The sequence below is a fragment of the Hypericibacter sp. genome (genome assembly GCF_050729195.1).
Taxonomy (GTDB): domain Bacteria; phylum Pseudomonadota; class Alphaproteobacteria; order Dongiales; family Dongiaceae; genus Hypericibacter.
Genome location: NZ_JBOHKS010000132.1, coordinates 1 through 14,919 on the forward strand (window position 1 = coordinate 1; position 14,919 = coordinate 14,919).

General features: G+C 67.5%; 15 protein-coding genes. 8 read left to right on the forward strand and 7 right to left on the reverse strand.

All coding sequences use genetic code 11. The features are described 5' to 3' along the window. The first annotated feature begins 123 nt into the window (after positions 1-123). Positions 124-693, forward strand: coding sequence for an NADPH-dependent FMN reductase (locus ACREE8_RS10185; protein WP_431572878.1), 570 nt, complete (start codon positions 124-126; stop codon positions 691-693). Here ACREE8_RS10185 and ACREE8_RS10190 read toward each other — a convergent pair. Further along, entirely contained in the window at positions 684-1,196 is a 513-nt protein-coding gene (locus tag ACREE8_RS10190) for an isoprenylcysteine carboxyl methyltransferase family protein (RefSeq protein ID WP_431572879.1), read from the reverse strand. The genes ACREE8_RS10185 and ACREE8_RS10190 overlap by 10 nt on opposite strands. Then, positions 1,196-2,242, reverse strand: coding sequence for a type III polyketide synthase (locus ACREE8_RS10195; protein ID WP_431572880.1), 1,047 nt, complete (start codon positions 2,240-2,242; stop codon positions 1,196-1,198). Before ACREE8_RS10195 ends, ACREE8_RS10190 begins: the two co-directional genes overlap by 1 nt. A gap of 309 nt (positions 2,243-2,551) precedes the next feature. On the opposite strand from ACREE8_RS10195, the gene ACREE8_RS10200 reads away from it, so the two are divergent. Then, positions 2,552-3,286, forward strand: a complete 735-nt coding sequence (locus tag ACREE8_RS10200) for a DUF502 domain-containing protein (RefSeq protein WP_431572881.1) — start codon at positions 2,552-2,554, stop codon at positions 3,284-3,286. A gap of 56 nt (positions 3,287-3,342) precedes the next feature. Here the strand turns inward: ACREE8_RS10200 and ACREE8_RS10205 are convergent, their stop codons facing one another. From ACREE8_RS10205 to ACREE8_RS10220, 4 genes are all read right to left on the reverse strand, one after another. Continuing rightward, the gene (locus tag ACREE8_RS10205; RefSeq protein WP_431572882.1) at positions 3,343-3,822 is read right to left on the reverse strand and encodes a diheme cytochrome c; all 480 of its coding nucleotides are present in this window, start codon (positions 3,820-3,822) and stop codon (positions 3,343-3,345) included. 35 nt (positions 3,823-3,857) lie between these two features. Next, a complete protein-coding gene (locus ACREE8_RS10210; RefSeq protein ID WP_431572883.1) occupies positions 3,858-4,286 on the reverse strand; it encodes a DUF1924 domain-containing protein in 429 nt (142 codons plus the stop codon). A gap of 5 nt (positions 4,287-4,291) precedes the next feature. Beyond that, positions 4,292-5,449: a cytochrome b/b6 domain-containing protein gene (locus ACREE8_RS10215; protein ID WP_431572884.1), complete on the reverse strand. Its 1,158-nt coding sequence runs from the start codon at positions 5,447-5,449 to the stop codon at positions 4,292-4,294. A gap of 104 nt (positions 5,450-5,553) precedes the next feature. Continuing rightward, a complete protein-coding gene (locus ACREE8_RS10220; RefSeq protein WP_431572885.1) occupies positions 5,554-6,243 on the reverse strand; it encodes a helix-turn-helix transcriptional regulator in 690 nt (229 codons plus the stop codon). Positions 6,244-6,362: 119 nt separating this feature from the next. On the opposite strand from ACREE8_RS10220, the gene ACREE8_RS10225 reads away from it, so the two are divergent. Continuing rightward, complete coding sequence (locus tag ACREE8_RS10225) at positions 6,363-7,253, forward strand: DMT family transporter (protein ID WP_431572886.1); 891 nt, start codon at positions 6,363-6,365, stop codon at positions 7,251-7,253. On the opposite strand, the gene recG is transcribed toward ACREE8_RS10225, so the two are convergent. After that, a complete protein-coding gene (gene recG / locus ACREE8_RS10230; protein ID WP_431572887.1) occupies positions 7,250-9,331 on the reverse strand; it encodes an ATP-dependent DNA helicase RecG in 2,082 nt (693 codons plus the stop codon). The two genes, ACREE8_RS10225 and recG, sit on opposite strands and share 4 nt — an antisense overlap. 160 nt (positions 9,332-9,491) lie before the next feature. Here recG and ACREE8_RS10235 point away from each other — a divergent pair, with 160 nt between their 5' ends. From ACREE8_RS10235 to ACREE8_RS10255, 5 genes are all read left to right on the forward strand, one after another. Next, positions 9,492-9,800, forward strand: coding sequence for a succinate dehydrogenase assembly factor 2 (locus ACREE8_RS10235; RefSeq protein WP_431572888.1), 309 nt, complete (start codon positions 9,492-9,494; stop codon positions 9,798-9,800). Beyond that, positions 9,800-13,282: a transcription-repair coupling factor gene (mfd, locus tag ACREE8_RS10240; RefSeq protein WP_431572889.1), complete on the forward strand. Its 3,483-nt coding sequence runs from the start codon at positions 9,800-9,802 to the stop codon at positions 13,280-13,282. The genes ACREE8_RS10235 and mfd overlap by 1 nt, the downstream gene beginning before the upstream one ends. 19 nt (positions 13,283-13,301) lie before the next feature. Continuing rightward, entirely contained in the window at positions 13,302-13,931 is a 630-nt protein-coding gene (locus tag ACREE8_RS10245; RefSeq protein WP_431572890.1) for a flavin reductase family protein, read from the forward strand. A 20-nt stretch (positions 13,932-13,951) separates the two neighbouring features. Next, positions 13,952-14,782 carry a class I SAM-dependent methyltransferase gene (locus ACREE8_RS10250; RefSeq protein ID WP_431572891.1) on the forward strand — a complete coding sequence of 277 codons (831 nt, stop codon included), beginning with the start codon at positions 13,952-13,954 and terminating at the stop codon, positions 14,780-14,782. A 34-nt stretch (positions 14,783-14,816) separates the two neighbouring features. After that, positions 14,817-14,919, forward strand: a 103-nt coding sequence (locus tag ACREE8_RS10255; RefSeq protein WP_431572892.1) for a DUF1330 domain-containing protein, incomplete at its 3' end; no start/stop codon positions are given.

Sequence of the window (14,919 nt, forward strand, 5' to 3'; positions counted from 1 at the left end):
GCACTGAACCGACTAACCGGGCGACATCGCCGGTGACTTGAAGAAGCGCCCGCGGGCCCCCGAGGCTCGCGGGCGTTTTGTTATGCCATCATCGGCGCTTGCCGGTCATGTGGGGGAGCGACAATGAAACTGGCCATTCTGCTGGGGAGCCTGCGCAAGGGCTCCTTCAACGCATCGATCGCTCGCGCCTTGCCCGGGCTGGCGCCTTCGGGCATCTCCTTCGAGACGCTGCCGCCGGTCGACCAATTGCCGTTCTACGACGCCGATATCCAGGCGGCCGGATTTCCAGACGCGGTCACGAGCCTGGGCCGCGCGATCAGGGCCGCGGACGGCATCGTCATCGTGACTCCGGAATATAACTATTCGGTGCCGGGCGGCCTGAAGAACGCGATCGACTGGGTGTCGCGCCTGCCGGACAAGCCTTTCGCCGGCAAGCCGATCCTGATCCAGACGGCGTCCACCAGCCTGCTGGGTGGCGCCCGGGCGCAATATCATCTGCGCCAGACGATGGTCTTCCTCGATGCGGCGGTGATGAATCTGCCCGAGGTGATGGTGGCGCAGGCGCAACACAAGATCGATGCCGCGACGGGCGAACTGACCGACGCGCCCACCAAGGAGATCATCACCAAGCAGCTGCAGAACTTCGCCGCCTTCGTGCGCAAGGTCCAGGCGGGCGCGAAGCTTCAGGCCTGACGCGTTTCCAGCGAGCGGCGGGGCGCCAGCGCCCGGTTCTCGGTGCGGATCCGCCAGTAAAGGATCGCGAGATTGGCCAGGCCGAAGGCGAGCGCCAGTCCCCAGGCGTGGAACGCCCCCGACAGGACCGGAATCTCGAGCGCCACCACCAGGTAATTGGGATGGCGGACGAAACGATAGGGGCCGCGGCGTACCAGCGGCGCCTCGGGCAGCGAGATGATGCGCGTGGTCCAATAGCGGCCGAGCGTCGCGATGATCCAGACCCGGGCCAGTTGCAGCAACACGAACGCGCCCAGCAGGATCGGCTCCGGCGCCGTGTCATGCGGTACGAAGATCCAGAGCGCCGCGATCCAGAGCGCATGCAGCGCCACGATCAGGGGATAGTGATTGCGCCCATGCTCGACGGCACCGGCCGCCAGGAGCCGCCGGCTGTTGGCGTTGGCCAGCACCAGCTCGATCAGCCTGGCCGCCACCAGATAGCCAAGGACGAGCGTGAACGCCATCAGCGGGGGCCCAGGATCTGGAAGGCGGCCGTGAATCCCGGCCCCAGCGCCGTCATCAGCCAGGGCCCCTCCGCCCGCGTTGCCAGCATGCGCTCGAGCACGAACAAGGCCGTGGGCGCCGACATGTTGCCATAGCGGCGCAGGATATCCCGGGCCTCGGTCATGCTGCCCGGTTCCATCGCCAGCGCATCCTCGAGCGCCTCGATCACCTTGGCGCCGCCGGGATGGCAGACATAGCGCTCGATCTCGCTGACGGCGATGCCGTGGCGCGCGAGGAATTTCAGCATGGCGGGGCGGAACTGGGTCCTGACCAGGGTCGGGATGTCGCGCGAGAACAGCACGCCCAGCCCGTCTTCCTCGACATGCCAGCCCATGACATCGAGCGTGCCGGGCCAGGTATATTCTCCGGCGGGCCCCAGCGCCGGCCCGTCGCCGTCGCAGGAGATCAGCGCGGCGGCGGCGCCGTCGCCGAAGAGCGCGGTGGCGATCACATTGCTCTTCGAATTGTCGCCGCGCCGGAAGGTGAGGGCGCAGAGCTCGACCACGAGCAGCAGCACGTTACGGCCAGGCGCCGCGCGGGCGAGCTCCGCGGCCCGGGAGAACCCGAGCACCCCACCGGCGCAGCCGAGCCCGAAGACCGGAAGCCGCATCACATCGCGCCGGAAGGGCAACCGCTCCATCAGGAGCGCGTCGAGGCTGGGGGTGGCGATGCCGGTTGAGGACACCGTGACGATCGCGTCGACCTGCTCCCAGGCCATGCCGGCGCTGGCGAGGCAGCGTTCGGCGGCGTCGGCCAGGAGAGCCGGCGCATGCTCGACGAAGAGCGCGGTCCGCTCATGCCAGCCATGGCGCGCGAAATACCAGTCGAGCGGCACGCAGGAATGGCGCTGCGCGATACCCGCATTGACATAGGCCGGCATCAGCCGATCCAGCTCGGCAGGCGGCCGGTCGAACAGGTGCCCTGCCGCCGCCATCACATCTTCCTGGGGCAGCGCATGGGACGGCACGGCGGTGGTGAGGCCGCGCAACCGCGCGACGGCTGGCACGGGGCTCGACTGGGCGAGCGGCTGCGGCCGGATGAAAGTACGCGGAGGAGCAAGTTCCAAGGGAGGGCCTTTGGGGTGCGAGGCCGGCGCTGCGAGCCATGCCGAATCAAGGGCATGTGAAAGAGCACGGACGATATCCGAGAGTTGGACGTCTCGCGGGAAGGCCGCAAATCAACAGCCGATCACTTTTCTGGGAACGCCGTACGGATTGGTAAGGAATATCGGCGTTGAATGAGGGTGAGGCCGAGGGGCCGGTGGCCGAACCTCCATGTCCTTGGAGACCTTGGCGGCCGAGCGGCGGTGGTGAATATGACAAACGTCAGCGGCAGCGAGCCAGGCAGCGCAACCCCCGTCCGGGTCTCGATTTTCGGCGGGTTGATGCTGCGTCTGCGGACCTATTTCTTCGCCGGGATCCTGATCACGGCGCCGATCGGCATCACCGTCTATCTGGCCTGGGCCCTGATCCACTGGGTGGATGGCGCCGTCATTCCGCTGATCCCGGCCCATTACAATCCCGAGACCTATCTCCCCTTCAGCATGCCCGGCATCGGCCTGCTCATCCTGCTGGCCGGGCTGACGCTGATCGGCGCGCTGACCGCCAGCCTGGTCGGCCGCATGGTGGTTCGCGGCTCCGACCGGCTGCTCAATCGCACGCCGGTCGTGCGCGGCGTCTATAACGCGTTGAAGCAGATTTTCGAGACCGTGCTGTCGCAGAAGTCCCAGGCCTTTCGCGAGGTGGTGCTGGTCGAATATCCGCGCAAAGGCGTCTGGGCGCTGGGCTTCATCACCGGCACGCCCGACGGCGAGATCCAGGATCTCGGCGGCGGCGAGCTCGCCAGCGTCTTCGTGCCGACCACGCCCAACCCCACCAGCGGCTTCCTCCTGTTCCTGCCCGAGCGCGAGCTTGTCCGTCTCAGCATGACCGTCGAGGAGGGCATCAAGATGGTGGTCTCGGGCGGCATCGTGTCGCCGCCGGACAGGCGCGCGCCTGGCGCCCCCAAGGTTCAGGCCCTGGCAGAGCTGCGGAGCTTCGGCGGTCGCTGACCGATCGCTGCTTGCGCACCATCGGCCGGCTGCACCTCTTCGTCTTGTATTCAGGCTCAATTGCCGGAATGGCAACCGAGACAGTTGCTCTTCGTCTTGATCTCGGGGCGTGCCAGCACGGCGGCGGGAATGTTTCCATGCACGCTGTTCCAGAACGGCGTGTCGGTGATCCGCAGAGGGACGTCGTCGGGGCCGATGCCGCGGAGCACGCCTGAGGGGACGCCGGGCGCCCGGTCGGCGGCATTGGCCATGAGATAATCGGCGATGAGCTTCGTCGTCGCCTTGTCGAGGCTCGCATCCTCACCGAAGTGATGGGCGAGATCGCCGGTGATGGCCTTCCATGACCGGGCGGGCAGGAAAACCGGCGGATAGGCCATGTGGCAGACGCCGCACTGCTTGTTGAAGACATCCTGCGCGCTCGTGGAGGCGGTGATCTTCACAACATCGCCGCCGGGGCTTTTGGCCGAGGCGCCTGCGAGTGCAGCGGCCACGACGACGGCGCCCAACACCCCACTCAGAATCAGGTTTCCGGCCATGCGCTGTGCGCCGGGAGCTTGATGTTTACGGACCGTCATTGGGTCGCCAGGAAGATCACATAGTCGCCCTTCTCCTGGGCCGTGCATTCCCGACCCAAGACGGTGTTGCAGTTGCGCCGGAACCAGAGTTCGACCTTGTCGAGATCGGTGAAACGCTGCGGGCTGACCGACACCGCCATCGGATCGATGACCTTGCCGACGCGCGTCTGTCCCATCTGCTTTGGGTCGGTGGTATGGCAGGTCGAGCAGGAGGGCGTATCCGGATTGGCGGTGTGCTTGGCCAGGAAGAAGGCCTTACCGCGATCGGCGGAGAACCCTTTGAAGGCGGGGTCGTTCGCCTTTGCAGCCGCCGCATAGTGGTCGATCACGGCCTGCTGACCCGGGCCGACGGCGGCGATGGCGCCGAAGGTGGACAGCAGGGAAACAGCGATCACGCTGAGCGCAAGGGAGAAAGACGGGTTCATGGGGCTCACGGAAGGGGTTCGCGGGGGATGGCGATCGCGAGGGGACTGAAACGCCCTGGCGCCGCATCCTGATGACAGGCGTCGCACTGCCCCTTGCCGCCGACGGACCTGGTTGAAAAGACCTGCGGCGACAGCGAGGCGTGCCGGCGCATCCAGAAGGGCGTCGCCGTTATTCGCAGCGGGTCAGCGGGGTTGGCTTGAATGAAGGCATGGGCCGCCAGCGTGTCATAATGTTCGGCTGCATTCGCGATCAGGTAGGTTCGGATCGATTGCGCCGTGGCGGGGTCGAGCTCAGCGTCCTCGCCGAAATGCCGGGCGAGCTCATCCATGATCACATTCCAGTTCGCGGCGGGCAGCAGGCTCGGGTGATAGGCGACATGGCAGGCTCCGCATTCCCGCGCATAGGCCCTGTCGAGAGGCCGATCGGGGACCCCGGCTGCCGGCCAACCCGTCATGCGGATGACGGCTGGCGCGATGCCGACAAGGAGGATCGCCATGACGGCGGTCGCGAGACCGGGGCTGGGCTGGCGCGGTGGTGCCGTGATGTCGGCGGGTCGCGCCTCCTTGAGGCCGTCGATCATCGCGCGAACCAGGTTCTCTCGAGTCCGGCGGCTCTCATAGATCGCGCCGCCGATATGGAGGGCGATCAAGCCGAGAAGCCCATAGGCCAGCCATTGATGAGCCGCCCAGGCGGTGCGACCCGCGGCGTAACCGACGGCAAAGGCGAGGGGCCCGATCTTCAAGGCGCCGCCCAGCGCGATCGTCCCTGTGGCGCCGATTGCAACAATGATGGCGATCAAGGCGAAGATCATGGCGCCGCCGAGCGGATTGTGGCCCCGATGGCGATAGGCGGCGCCTTGTTGCAGTTCGCGCAGATGAATGAGCAGTTCGCCTGGCGCCGCCACGAAGCTGGAGAAGCGGGCATAGGTCGAGCCCAACGAGCCCCAAACGATCCTCGCCGCGACCAGAGCTAGGGCCGCGATGCCGGCGACCAGATGCCAGCCCAGCCAGGTGATCGGCAGGATCAGGCTCGTAGTGATCGCCACGGCGACGGAAGCCACGAGAAGCCAATGAAACAGCCTGATGAACGGATCCCAGACGATAACCCTGGCGGGCTCACGCGGTCCGCGGGCGATCGATGTGTCGCGAGGAACCGGGGCCATTCCGCTGACTTGCAGCCTCTCCCATCAAGGCGGTTGCCTGAGGAAGATAGTCGCCGGCAGCTGACAGGAACCTGTCGGGAGACTGGTCCCGACGCCGCCTCGCCTCAGCCCTTCGTCACCCGGAACCATTCCGGCCATTCCTTCAGGAGCCGGCCGCCATCGGTCGAGAAGGTCTCCTCGCTGACCTTGAGCGACTGGATGCGATCGGCGCGGAAATGCCGGTAATCCTGGCGCAGCTCGCACCAGGCGCAGACCAGCGTCACCTCGACGAAATAGGCGACCGCGATCGGCCAGATGCGCCGCGTCGTCGGCTCGCCTTCGCGGTCGAGATAGTCGATCTGCAGCTTGTTGCGATTGCGGATCGCGCGGCGGATCAAGGCGAGATCGGCGATGGCGGGCTCGGTGGCGCCATGCTCGGAGACGAAGAAGCTGGGCGATGTCATCTGGCCCTGGAGCGCCGAGGGCAGGATGGCCGTGACCTTCGACAGCACGCTGTCGGCCGCGGCCTTCAGACCGGGATCGCCCGTGCGCCTTGTCAGCAATGCCCCCACCAGGATCGCCTCGATCTCCTCGGCCGTGAACATCAAGGGCGGCAGGTCGTAGCCCTGGCGCAGCATATAGCCCAAGCCGGCCGCGCCCTCGATCGGCACCTGGCGCGCCTGCAAGGTGGCGATGTCGCGATAGATGGTGCGCGGTGTCACCTCCAACCGTTCCGCCAGATCGGCGGCCGTCATCGGTCCCTTGGCCCCCCGCAACGCCTGGATGATGTCGAACAGCCGGTCGGCGCGTCGCATCGCAAAGCCCTCCACTTGGCCACGGCAATTCTACCCCGAATGCTCCTGACAGCACGCTGTCAGGAGGCGGTCGCTAGCCTCTCGCCATGAAACTCGCAGCGGCGCAGAGGGCGGACATCATGGGCGAAACCGGCCGGGGTCAGGAGGGGCTGGGAATCCTGCTGCTGGTGGGCTCGGCGGTGGCCTTCAGCACCGCCGGCTATTTCACCCGGCTGATCCCCGTCGATGTCTGGACCCTGTTGTTCTGGCGCGGGATTTTCGCCGGGCTCTTCGTCATGGGCGTGCTGGTCTGGCAGCATGGCGCCGACGCCTGGCGCTCGATCCCGGCCATGGGGCTGCCCGGTCTCGCCGTCACCCTGCTTTCGAGCAGCGGTATGATCTTCTTCATCCAAGCCCTCCGCCATACCAGCGTCGCCGATGTCGCCATCGTCTATGCGGCCGCGCCCTTCGTGACCGCCGGCATCGCCTGGCTTTGGCTGCGCGAGCGGCCGTCGCGCGGCATCCTGATCGCGAGCGCCATCGCCTTCGTCGGCGTCGTTGTCATGATGGGCGGTGCCTTCCGCCTCGGCAACGTGCTGGGCGATCTTTTCGCGCTGGCGATGACGCTCTCGCTATCGCTCATAATGGTCGTGCTGCGCCGTCATGGCGATCGCCCGATGACCGCGTCGGCGGGGTTGTCCCCGTTGCTCACAGCCCTGATGGTTCTGCCCTTGGCGACGCCGGCCCAGGTCGGAGCGATCGATCTCTGGCATCTGGCGCTGTTCGGCGTGCTGCAGAACGGGATCGGACTGCTGCTCATCACCTGGGGCACGAAGATGCTGCCGGCGGCCCAGGGCGCCCTGATCGGCGCGCTCGATGCGCCGCTGGCGCCGGTCTGGGTCTGGCTCGCCTTCAACGAGATCCCGCCCACCCTGACGCTGGTGGGCGGCGTCATCGTCATGCTGGCGGTGCTGGGACATTTGTTGGGCGACCGGCGGTCGCCCGTCGCGACGGCAACCGACACGCGCTAACCCGAGCGCACCGTCTTCACCACCGCATCGCGCTCGAAGAGATAGAGCAGCACCCGCAACGCCTGGCCGCGCGCGGCGGCGAGATCGGGATCGCGTTCGAGGATGAGGCGCGCATCGTCGCGCGCGGCGGCGAGGAGCTCGCCATGCTGGGCGATGTTCGCGAGGCGAAAGTCGGGCAGGCCGCTCTGGCGCGTGCCCAGCAATTCACCGGCGCCGCGCAGCCGCAGATCCTCCTCGGCGATGCGGAAGCCGTCATCGGTCTCACGCAGGATCTTGAGGCGCGCCTTCGCGGTCTCGCCCAGCGGCGCCTGATAGAGCAGGAGACAGGTCGAGCGTTTGGCGCCGCGGCCGATGCGGCCGCGCAGTTGATGAAGCTGCGCCAGCCCGAAGCGCTCGGCATGCTCGATCACCATGATGGTCGCGGCCGGCACATCGACGCCAACCTCGACCACCGTGGTCGCCACCAGGATGTCGATATCGCCGCGCGAGAAGGCCGTCATCGCGGCATCGCGCTCGGCCGCCTTCTGCTGGCCATGGACCAAGCCGACCCGCACCGGCAATCGTTGCGACAGATCGGCGAAGCGCGCCTCGGCATTGGCGAGATCGACCGCCTCGGATTCCTCGACCAGGGGACAGATCCAATAGGCCCGCGCCCCATCGGCAATGCCGCGCCCGACCGCAGCCACGACCTCCTCGATGCGATCGAGCGGCACGGCGCGGGTATCGATCGGCTGGCGTCCCGCCGGCTTCTCGGTCAGGCGCGACACGTCGAGATCGCCATAGGCCGTCAGCATCAGCGTGCGCGGGATCGGCGTCGCCGTCATCACCAGCACATCCGCGCCCTTGCCCTTCTCGGCCAGCAGCAGCCTTTGATGCACGCCGAAGCGATGCTGCTCGTCGATCACGGCGAGACCCAGATCGCGGAACTCGACATCCTCCTGCACCAGCGCGTGGGTCCCGACCACGATCGGGATCGAGCCGTCGGCAAGCCCCGCCAGCGTGTCGGCCCGCGCCTTGGCGCGATCGCGGCCCGTCAGCAGCCCCACTCGCAAGCCCGCCGCCTCGGCCAACGGCGAGATGGTCGCCAGATGTTGGCGCGCCAGGATGTCGGTGGGCGCCAGCAGCGCCGCTTGCGCACCGGCTTCGACCGCGATCGCCATCGCCATCAGCGCCACGACCGTCTTGCCGCTGCCGACATCGCCCTGGAGCAAGCGCAGCATCGGCGCCGGGCCCGCCATGTCGGCTTCGATTTCCGCAATCGCGGTCTTCTGCGACCCGGTGAGCGAGAAGGGCAGGGCCTTGGCGATCCGAGCGCGGATGCTGCCGTCGCCCTTGAGCCGCCGGCCGACGAGTTTTCGTTGCCGGGCGCGCACCAGCGCCAGGGCCAGCTGGCTCGCCAGCAATTCGTCGAAGGCGAGCCGCTGGCGCGCGAGCATCGTGGGCTCAAGGTCGGCCAGTTCCGCCGGGGTGTGCGCAGTGGTCAGGCTGCTGCGCCATCCAGCCCAGCCCTGCCGTTTCAGATATTCCGCGTCGATCCATTCCGGCAGCTCCGGGGCGCGATCGACCGCGGCGCGAACCGCCTTGGCCAGGAGGCGCGGCGTCAGTCCCGCCGTCAGGGGATAGACCGGCTCGACCCGGCGCACGGTCTCGGCTTCCGCTTCCGGCACCACATGGTCCGGATGGGCCATCTGCAACTCGCCCTGGTAGCGCTCGACCCGGCCGCTCACCACCCGGGTCTCGCCGATCGGCAGGGTCTTTTCCAGCCAGTCGGCCTTGGCGTTGAAGAAGACCAGGGTCAGGCTGCCGGTCGCGTCATGGCAACGGACCCGATAGGGCAGGCGGGGCGTGCGCGGCTTCTCATGCCGGTCGACGGTCACGGTTACCGTAATGATGGCGCCCTCGGGCGCCTCGCTGAGGGCCGGCGAAAAGCGCCGATCCACCAGTCCGCTCGGCAGATGCCAGCAGAGATCCACCACCCGAGCCCCGGCCAGCTGCTCGATCAGCTTGCCGATCCGCGGGCCCACGCCCGGCAGGGCGGTGACCGGGGCGAACAGGGGAAAGAGGATTTCAGGGCGCAATTGTCCTCGGTAGATTTGTGGCTATTGCCGGGCCGGCCCCTCGGGGCCGGGTTCCGCGGCGATTTTGGCGGGTTCTGCGGGCTGACAGGAGGAGATTCGCTCGCTATATCCTAGCTGCGCGCGACCCGGACGAGTAGCCGCCCCCGAGGAGTAGACAACAATGTCCGAGCAGGATCGAGCGCAGCGCTTGAGTCGGTTGCGCTATCGCAGCTGGCGCCGGGGAACGCGCGAGATGGACCTGATGCTGGGGCCCTTCGCCGATCGCCATCTGGCCGCGATGAACGAGACCGAACTAGCAGCCTATGAACGGCTCCTCGATGAGAGCGACCCCAATTTGATGACCTGGTTGACCGGGCAAGCCGAACCGCCTCCCGAGATGGATACCGATCTGCGGGCGCTGTTGCGCCGGGCAGCCGACGGGATCGAACAAGGCAGCGCCGCCGCTGCCGGACAGCGCAAGACGACCTGATGCCGATTTCCTTGGAGCAAGCAGGGCTGGTCCCGGTCGGCGGGGCGCCCGAGGGGTTCGACGCCCTCATCATCGCCGATCTGGTGCGCCGCGCGCGCAAGGGCGCCGCCAGACCGGGCGGCGAGCTGCTGCATGTCGCGCGCGACGATGCCCGCATGGCGCGGCTGATCGAGGCGCTGCGTTTTGCCGATCCCGAGATCGAGATCGTCGATTTTCCGGCCTGGGACTGCCTGCCCTATGATCGCGTCTCGCCCCATCGCGACATCGTCGGCAGGCGCGTCGATGCGCTGACGCGGTTGCGGCTGCCGCGCCCGGCCGACGCGCCGGCGCGCGTGGTGGTGACGACGGTGGCGGCCTTGCTGCAGCGCCTGCCGCCGCGCAGCAGCTTCGAGGGCCAGACCCTGCGATTGGAGCCGGGCGCCACCCTGGAGCCCAAGGCCTTGATCGAGTTCCTGGTCGCGCGCGGCTATCTGCGCGCCGAGACGGTCAACGAGGTCGGTGAGTTCGCCGTGCGCGGCGGCATCATCGATCTGTTCCCGCCGGCTTCGCCCGCCCCTTTGCGAGTGGATTTCTTCGGCGACACCATCGAGAGCCTGCGCGCCTTCGATCCCCTGAATCAACGCAGCCAGGACAAGCTCGCCAGCTTCGAGATCAAGCCGATCGGCGAGGCCCGCCTCGACGCCGCGGCGATCGAACGGTTCCGCACCGGCTTTCGCGCCGCCTTCGGCGGCGTGGCCGGCGACGATCCGCTCTATGAGGCGATCAGCGCCGGGCGCCTCTATGCCGGCATGGAGCATTGGCTGCCGCTGTTCCTGCCCGCGATGGAAACGCTGCCGGACTATCTCCCGGAGGCGCTGATCACGCTCGATCATCAGGCCGAGGAAGCGCGCGACGCCCGGCTCGACATGATCCGCGATTTTTACCAGGCGCGCCGGCAGCTCGAGCGCGCCGAGGAGACCGGCGGCGTGCCTTACCGGCCGCTGCCGCCCGACCGCCTCTATATCAATGCCAGCGAATGGGACGATTGGATGGAGAGCCGCCCGGTGGCGGCCTTCACGCCCTTCGCCATGCCGGAGGATGCCGCCGGCTGGCAGGATGCCGGCGGCAAGGCCGGCCGCGATTTCGCCGATGTCCGCGGCAGCGCGCCGGCGACACTGTTCGCGGCCGTGGTCGAGCATCTGGCACAGGCGCGTCTGCCGCGCCGCCATGTGGCGGTCGCCGCCATGAGCGAGGGCAGCCGCGACCGGCTGGAGCATCTCTTGGCCGAGCACGGCCTCGAGAAGCACGAGCGCGTGGCCGATCTGGCGGGCATTCGCCGCCTGTCGCGCGACCGTGTTGCCTTCGCCGTGCTGGGCCTCGAGCATGGGTTCGAGACGCCGGACCTGGTGGTGCTGGCCGAGCAGGACATCCTCGGCGACCGGCTGGTGCGCCCGACCCAGCGGCGCAAGAAGACCGACCAGTTCCTGACCGAGCTCGCCAATTTCTCCCATGGCGACCTGGTCGTGCATGTCGAGCATGGCGTCGGTCGCTATGAGGGGATCGAGACGCTCGATATCGGCGGCGCGCCCCATGACTGCCTCAAGGTCATCTATGACGGCGGCGACAAGCTTTATGTGCCGGTCGAGAACATAGATGTGCTCTCCCGTTTCGGCGCCGAGGATCTGCCGGTGCCGCTCGACAAGCTGGGCGGAGCCGGCTGGCAGGCGCGCAAGGCCCGGGTCAAGCAGCGCCTGCGGGAGATCGCGGCCCAGCTCATCCGCACGGCCGCGGCGCGCGCGGTCCATCCGGGCGTGACGCTGTCGCCGCCCGAGGGGCTCTATGACGAGTTCGCCGCCCGCTTCCCCTATGCCGAGACCGAGGACCAGCAGCGCGCGATCGACGAGGTCACGCTCGATCTCGCCTCCGGCCGGCCGATGGATCGCCTGGTCTGCGGCGATGTCGGCTTCGGCAAGACCGAGGTCGCCTTGCGCGCCGCCTTCATCGCCGCCGCCTCGGGCTATCAGGTCGCGGTGGTGACGCCGACGACGCTGCTCTGCCGCCAGCATACCAAGACCTTCACCGAGCGCTTCGCCGGCCTGCCGCTGCGCGTGGCGCAGCTCTCGCGCCTCGTCACGCCCAAGGATGCCAGCCAGGCCAAAGCCGACATCAAGGCCGGTAAGGTCGACATCGTGGTGGGCACTCACTCGCTCCTGGCCAAGAGCGTCGAGTTCGCCAATCTGGGCTTGATGATCGTCGATGAGGAGCAGCATTTCGGCGTGGCGCAGAAGGAGCGGTTGAAGGAGCTGCGCGCCGACGTCCATGTGCTGACGCTGACGGCGACGCCGATCCCGCGCACTTTGCAGCTCGCCCTCTCGGGCGTGCGCGAGATGAGCCTGATCGCGACGCCGCCGGTCGATCGCCTGGCGGTGCGGACCTTCGTGCTGCCCTACGACCCGGTGGTGATCCGCGAGGCGATCCTGCGCGAGCATTTCCGCGGCGGGCAGAGCTTCTATGTGGTGCCGCGGATCGAGGATCTGGACAAGGTCGCCGAGCGCCTGCGCAACCTGGTGCCGGAGATCAAGTTCGTCATGGCCCACGGGCGCATGGCGCCGACCCATCTCGAGAAGGCCATGACGGCCTTCTATGACCGGCAATACGACATGCTGCTCGCGACCAACATCATCGAGAGCGGGCTGGACATCCCGACCGCCAACACGATGGTGATCCATCGCTCCGACATGTTCGGCCTGGCGCAGCTCTATCAGCTGCGCGGGCGCATCGGCCGCTCGAAGCAGCGCGGCTATGCCTATCTGACCCTGCCGCCGGGCCGGGTGCTGAACCCGACCGCGGCCAAGCGGCTCCAGGTGATGCAGACCCTCGACACGCTGGGCGCCGGCTTCACGCTCGCCAGCCACGATCTCGATATCCGCGGCGCCGGCAACCTTCTCGGCGACGAGCAGTCGGGCCATATCCGCGAGGTCGGCGTCGAGCTCTATCAGCAGATGCTCGAGGATGCGGTCAAGGAAGCGCGCGGCCAGGCCAAGACCGCACAGGAATGGACCCCGCAGATCAGCATCGGCATGCCGGTGCTGATCCCGGAGAATTACGTGGCCGATCTCGGCGTGCGGCTGGGGCTCTATCGCCGCATCGCCACCCTGGTGGACAAGACCGAGATCGACGCCTTCGGCGCCGAGCTCATCGACCGTTTCGGGCCGTTGCCGCCGGAGGTCGAGAATCTCCTGGGTATCATCGCGATCAAGCAGCTCTGCCGCCAGGCAGGGATCGAGAAGGTCGATGCCGGCCCCAAGGGCGTCGTGCTGTCCTTCCGCAACAATCGCTTCGCCAAGCCGGCCGAGCTCATCGCCTTCATCAATCGCAAGCAGGACGAGGTTTCGGTGCGGCCCGACCATAAGCTGGTCTGGCGCCAGGAATGGAAGGACGCGAACCGCCGGGTCCAGGGCGTGCAAGGTCTGCTCGCGCATCTGGCCAAGATGGCGGCGTAAGGCGAGGCGGGGAGGGGCGATGTTCTACGAGACCGCGCATTTCGAGGAGAAGAAGGCCGAGCTTGGCCTGGGCCGAAGCCCCTTCAAGGCCCTGGTGGTGCCGCGGCCGATCGGCTGGATCAGCACGGTCAGCCCCGCCGGCGTTCCCAACCTGGCGCCCTTCAGCTTCTTCAACGCGATCTCCGAAGATCCCGACATGGTCATGTTCTGCCCCGGCGGCTCGAAAGCCGATCGGGCGATCAAGGACACGCATTTCAATGTCGAGGCGACCCGGGAATTCGTCTGCAATCTCACGACCTGGGACACGCGCGAGGCGATGAACGCGACCTCGGCGCGGCTTCCGGCCGACACCGACGAGTTCGCCTTCGCCAAGCTGACGCCGGCGCCCTCGCGGCTGGTGAAGCCGCCGCGCGTGGCCGAAGCGCCGGTCCATCTCGAATGCCGCTATTGGAAGACGGTCCAGCTGCCGAGCCGCGATCCCCAAGAATCCTATGTGATGATCCTGGGTGAGGTGCTGGGCGTCCATATCGACGATTCCCTCATCCGCGAAGGACGGGTCGATATCGCCGGGGCCAAGCCGATCGCGCGGCTGGGCTATTCGGAATATGCCGTGGTGACCGAAGCCTTTCGCATGCGCCGTCCGGAGTGATGCTGTCGGGGAGTGCCGTCATGACCGTCGAGACCAGCGTTGCGCAGCATTACAGCCATGGCTCGCTCGAGCGGGCGATTCTCTCGGCGCTCGAAGCGTCGGGCAAGGATCCGGCGCGGCTGACACCGGCCGACCTGGCGCCGATCGACGAGTTCCATATCGGCGGCCGGCCGGCGACGGTCGAGTTCATGGCGCAGCTGGATTTCGCGCCTGGCATGCGCGTGCTCGATATCGGCTGTGGCATCGGCGGAGCCTCGCGGCATGGGGCGCAGACCTTTGGCTGCCAGGTCGAGGGCATCGATCTGACGGCCGAATATGTCGAGGTCGCGGCCATGCTGGCCAAGCGGGTCGGACTCTCGGACGGCGTCTCCTATCGCCAGGCGAGCGCGGTCGATCTGCCGTTCGAGGCAGAGCGCTTCGACCGGGCCTATATGCTCCATGTCGGCATGAACATCGCGGACAAGCGCCGCCTGATGGCGGGCGTGGCGCGCGTGCTTAAGCCGGGCGGTGTCTTCGGCATCTACGACGTGATGCGCGAAGCCGAGGGCGAGCTGGTGTTTCCGCTCCCCTGGGCGTCCGATCCCGCTTTCAGCTTCGTCGACTCCGCCGCGGGTTATCGTGGCCATTTGGTGGAAGCCGGGTTCGCGATCGAGCGCGAGCGCAACCGGCGCGATTTCGCGATCGAGTTCTTCCGCCAGATGCAGGAGAAGGCGGCCGCGGGCGGGCCGCCGCCCTTGGGCCTGCATATCCTGATGGGCGAGACCGCGCCACTGAAGGTCGCGAACATCCTGGTCAATCTCAAGGCCGGTCGCATCGCTCCCGTCGAGATCGTCAGCCGAAAGCGCGGCTGATCCCAGCGACCTTGTTCCGGAAAGGAGGCAACCGATGAAGGCTTACAGCATCGTGCAACTCGAGGTCACCGACCCGGTCCCCTACGAGGCCTATCGCAAGGAGGTCCTGCCGACGATCACGGCGTTCGGCGGACGCC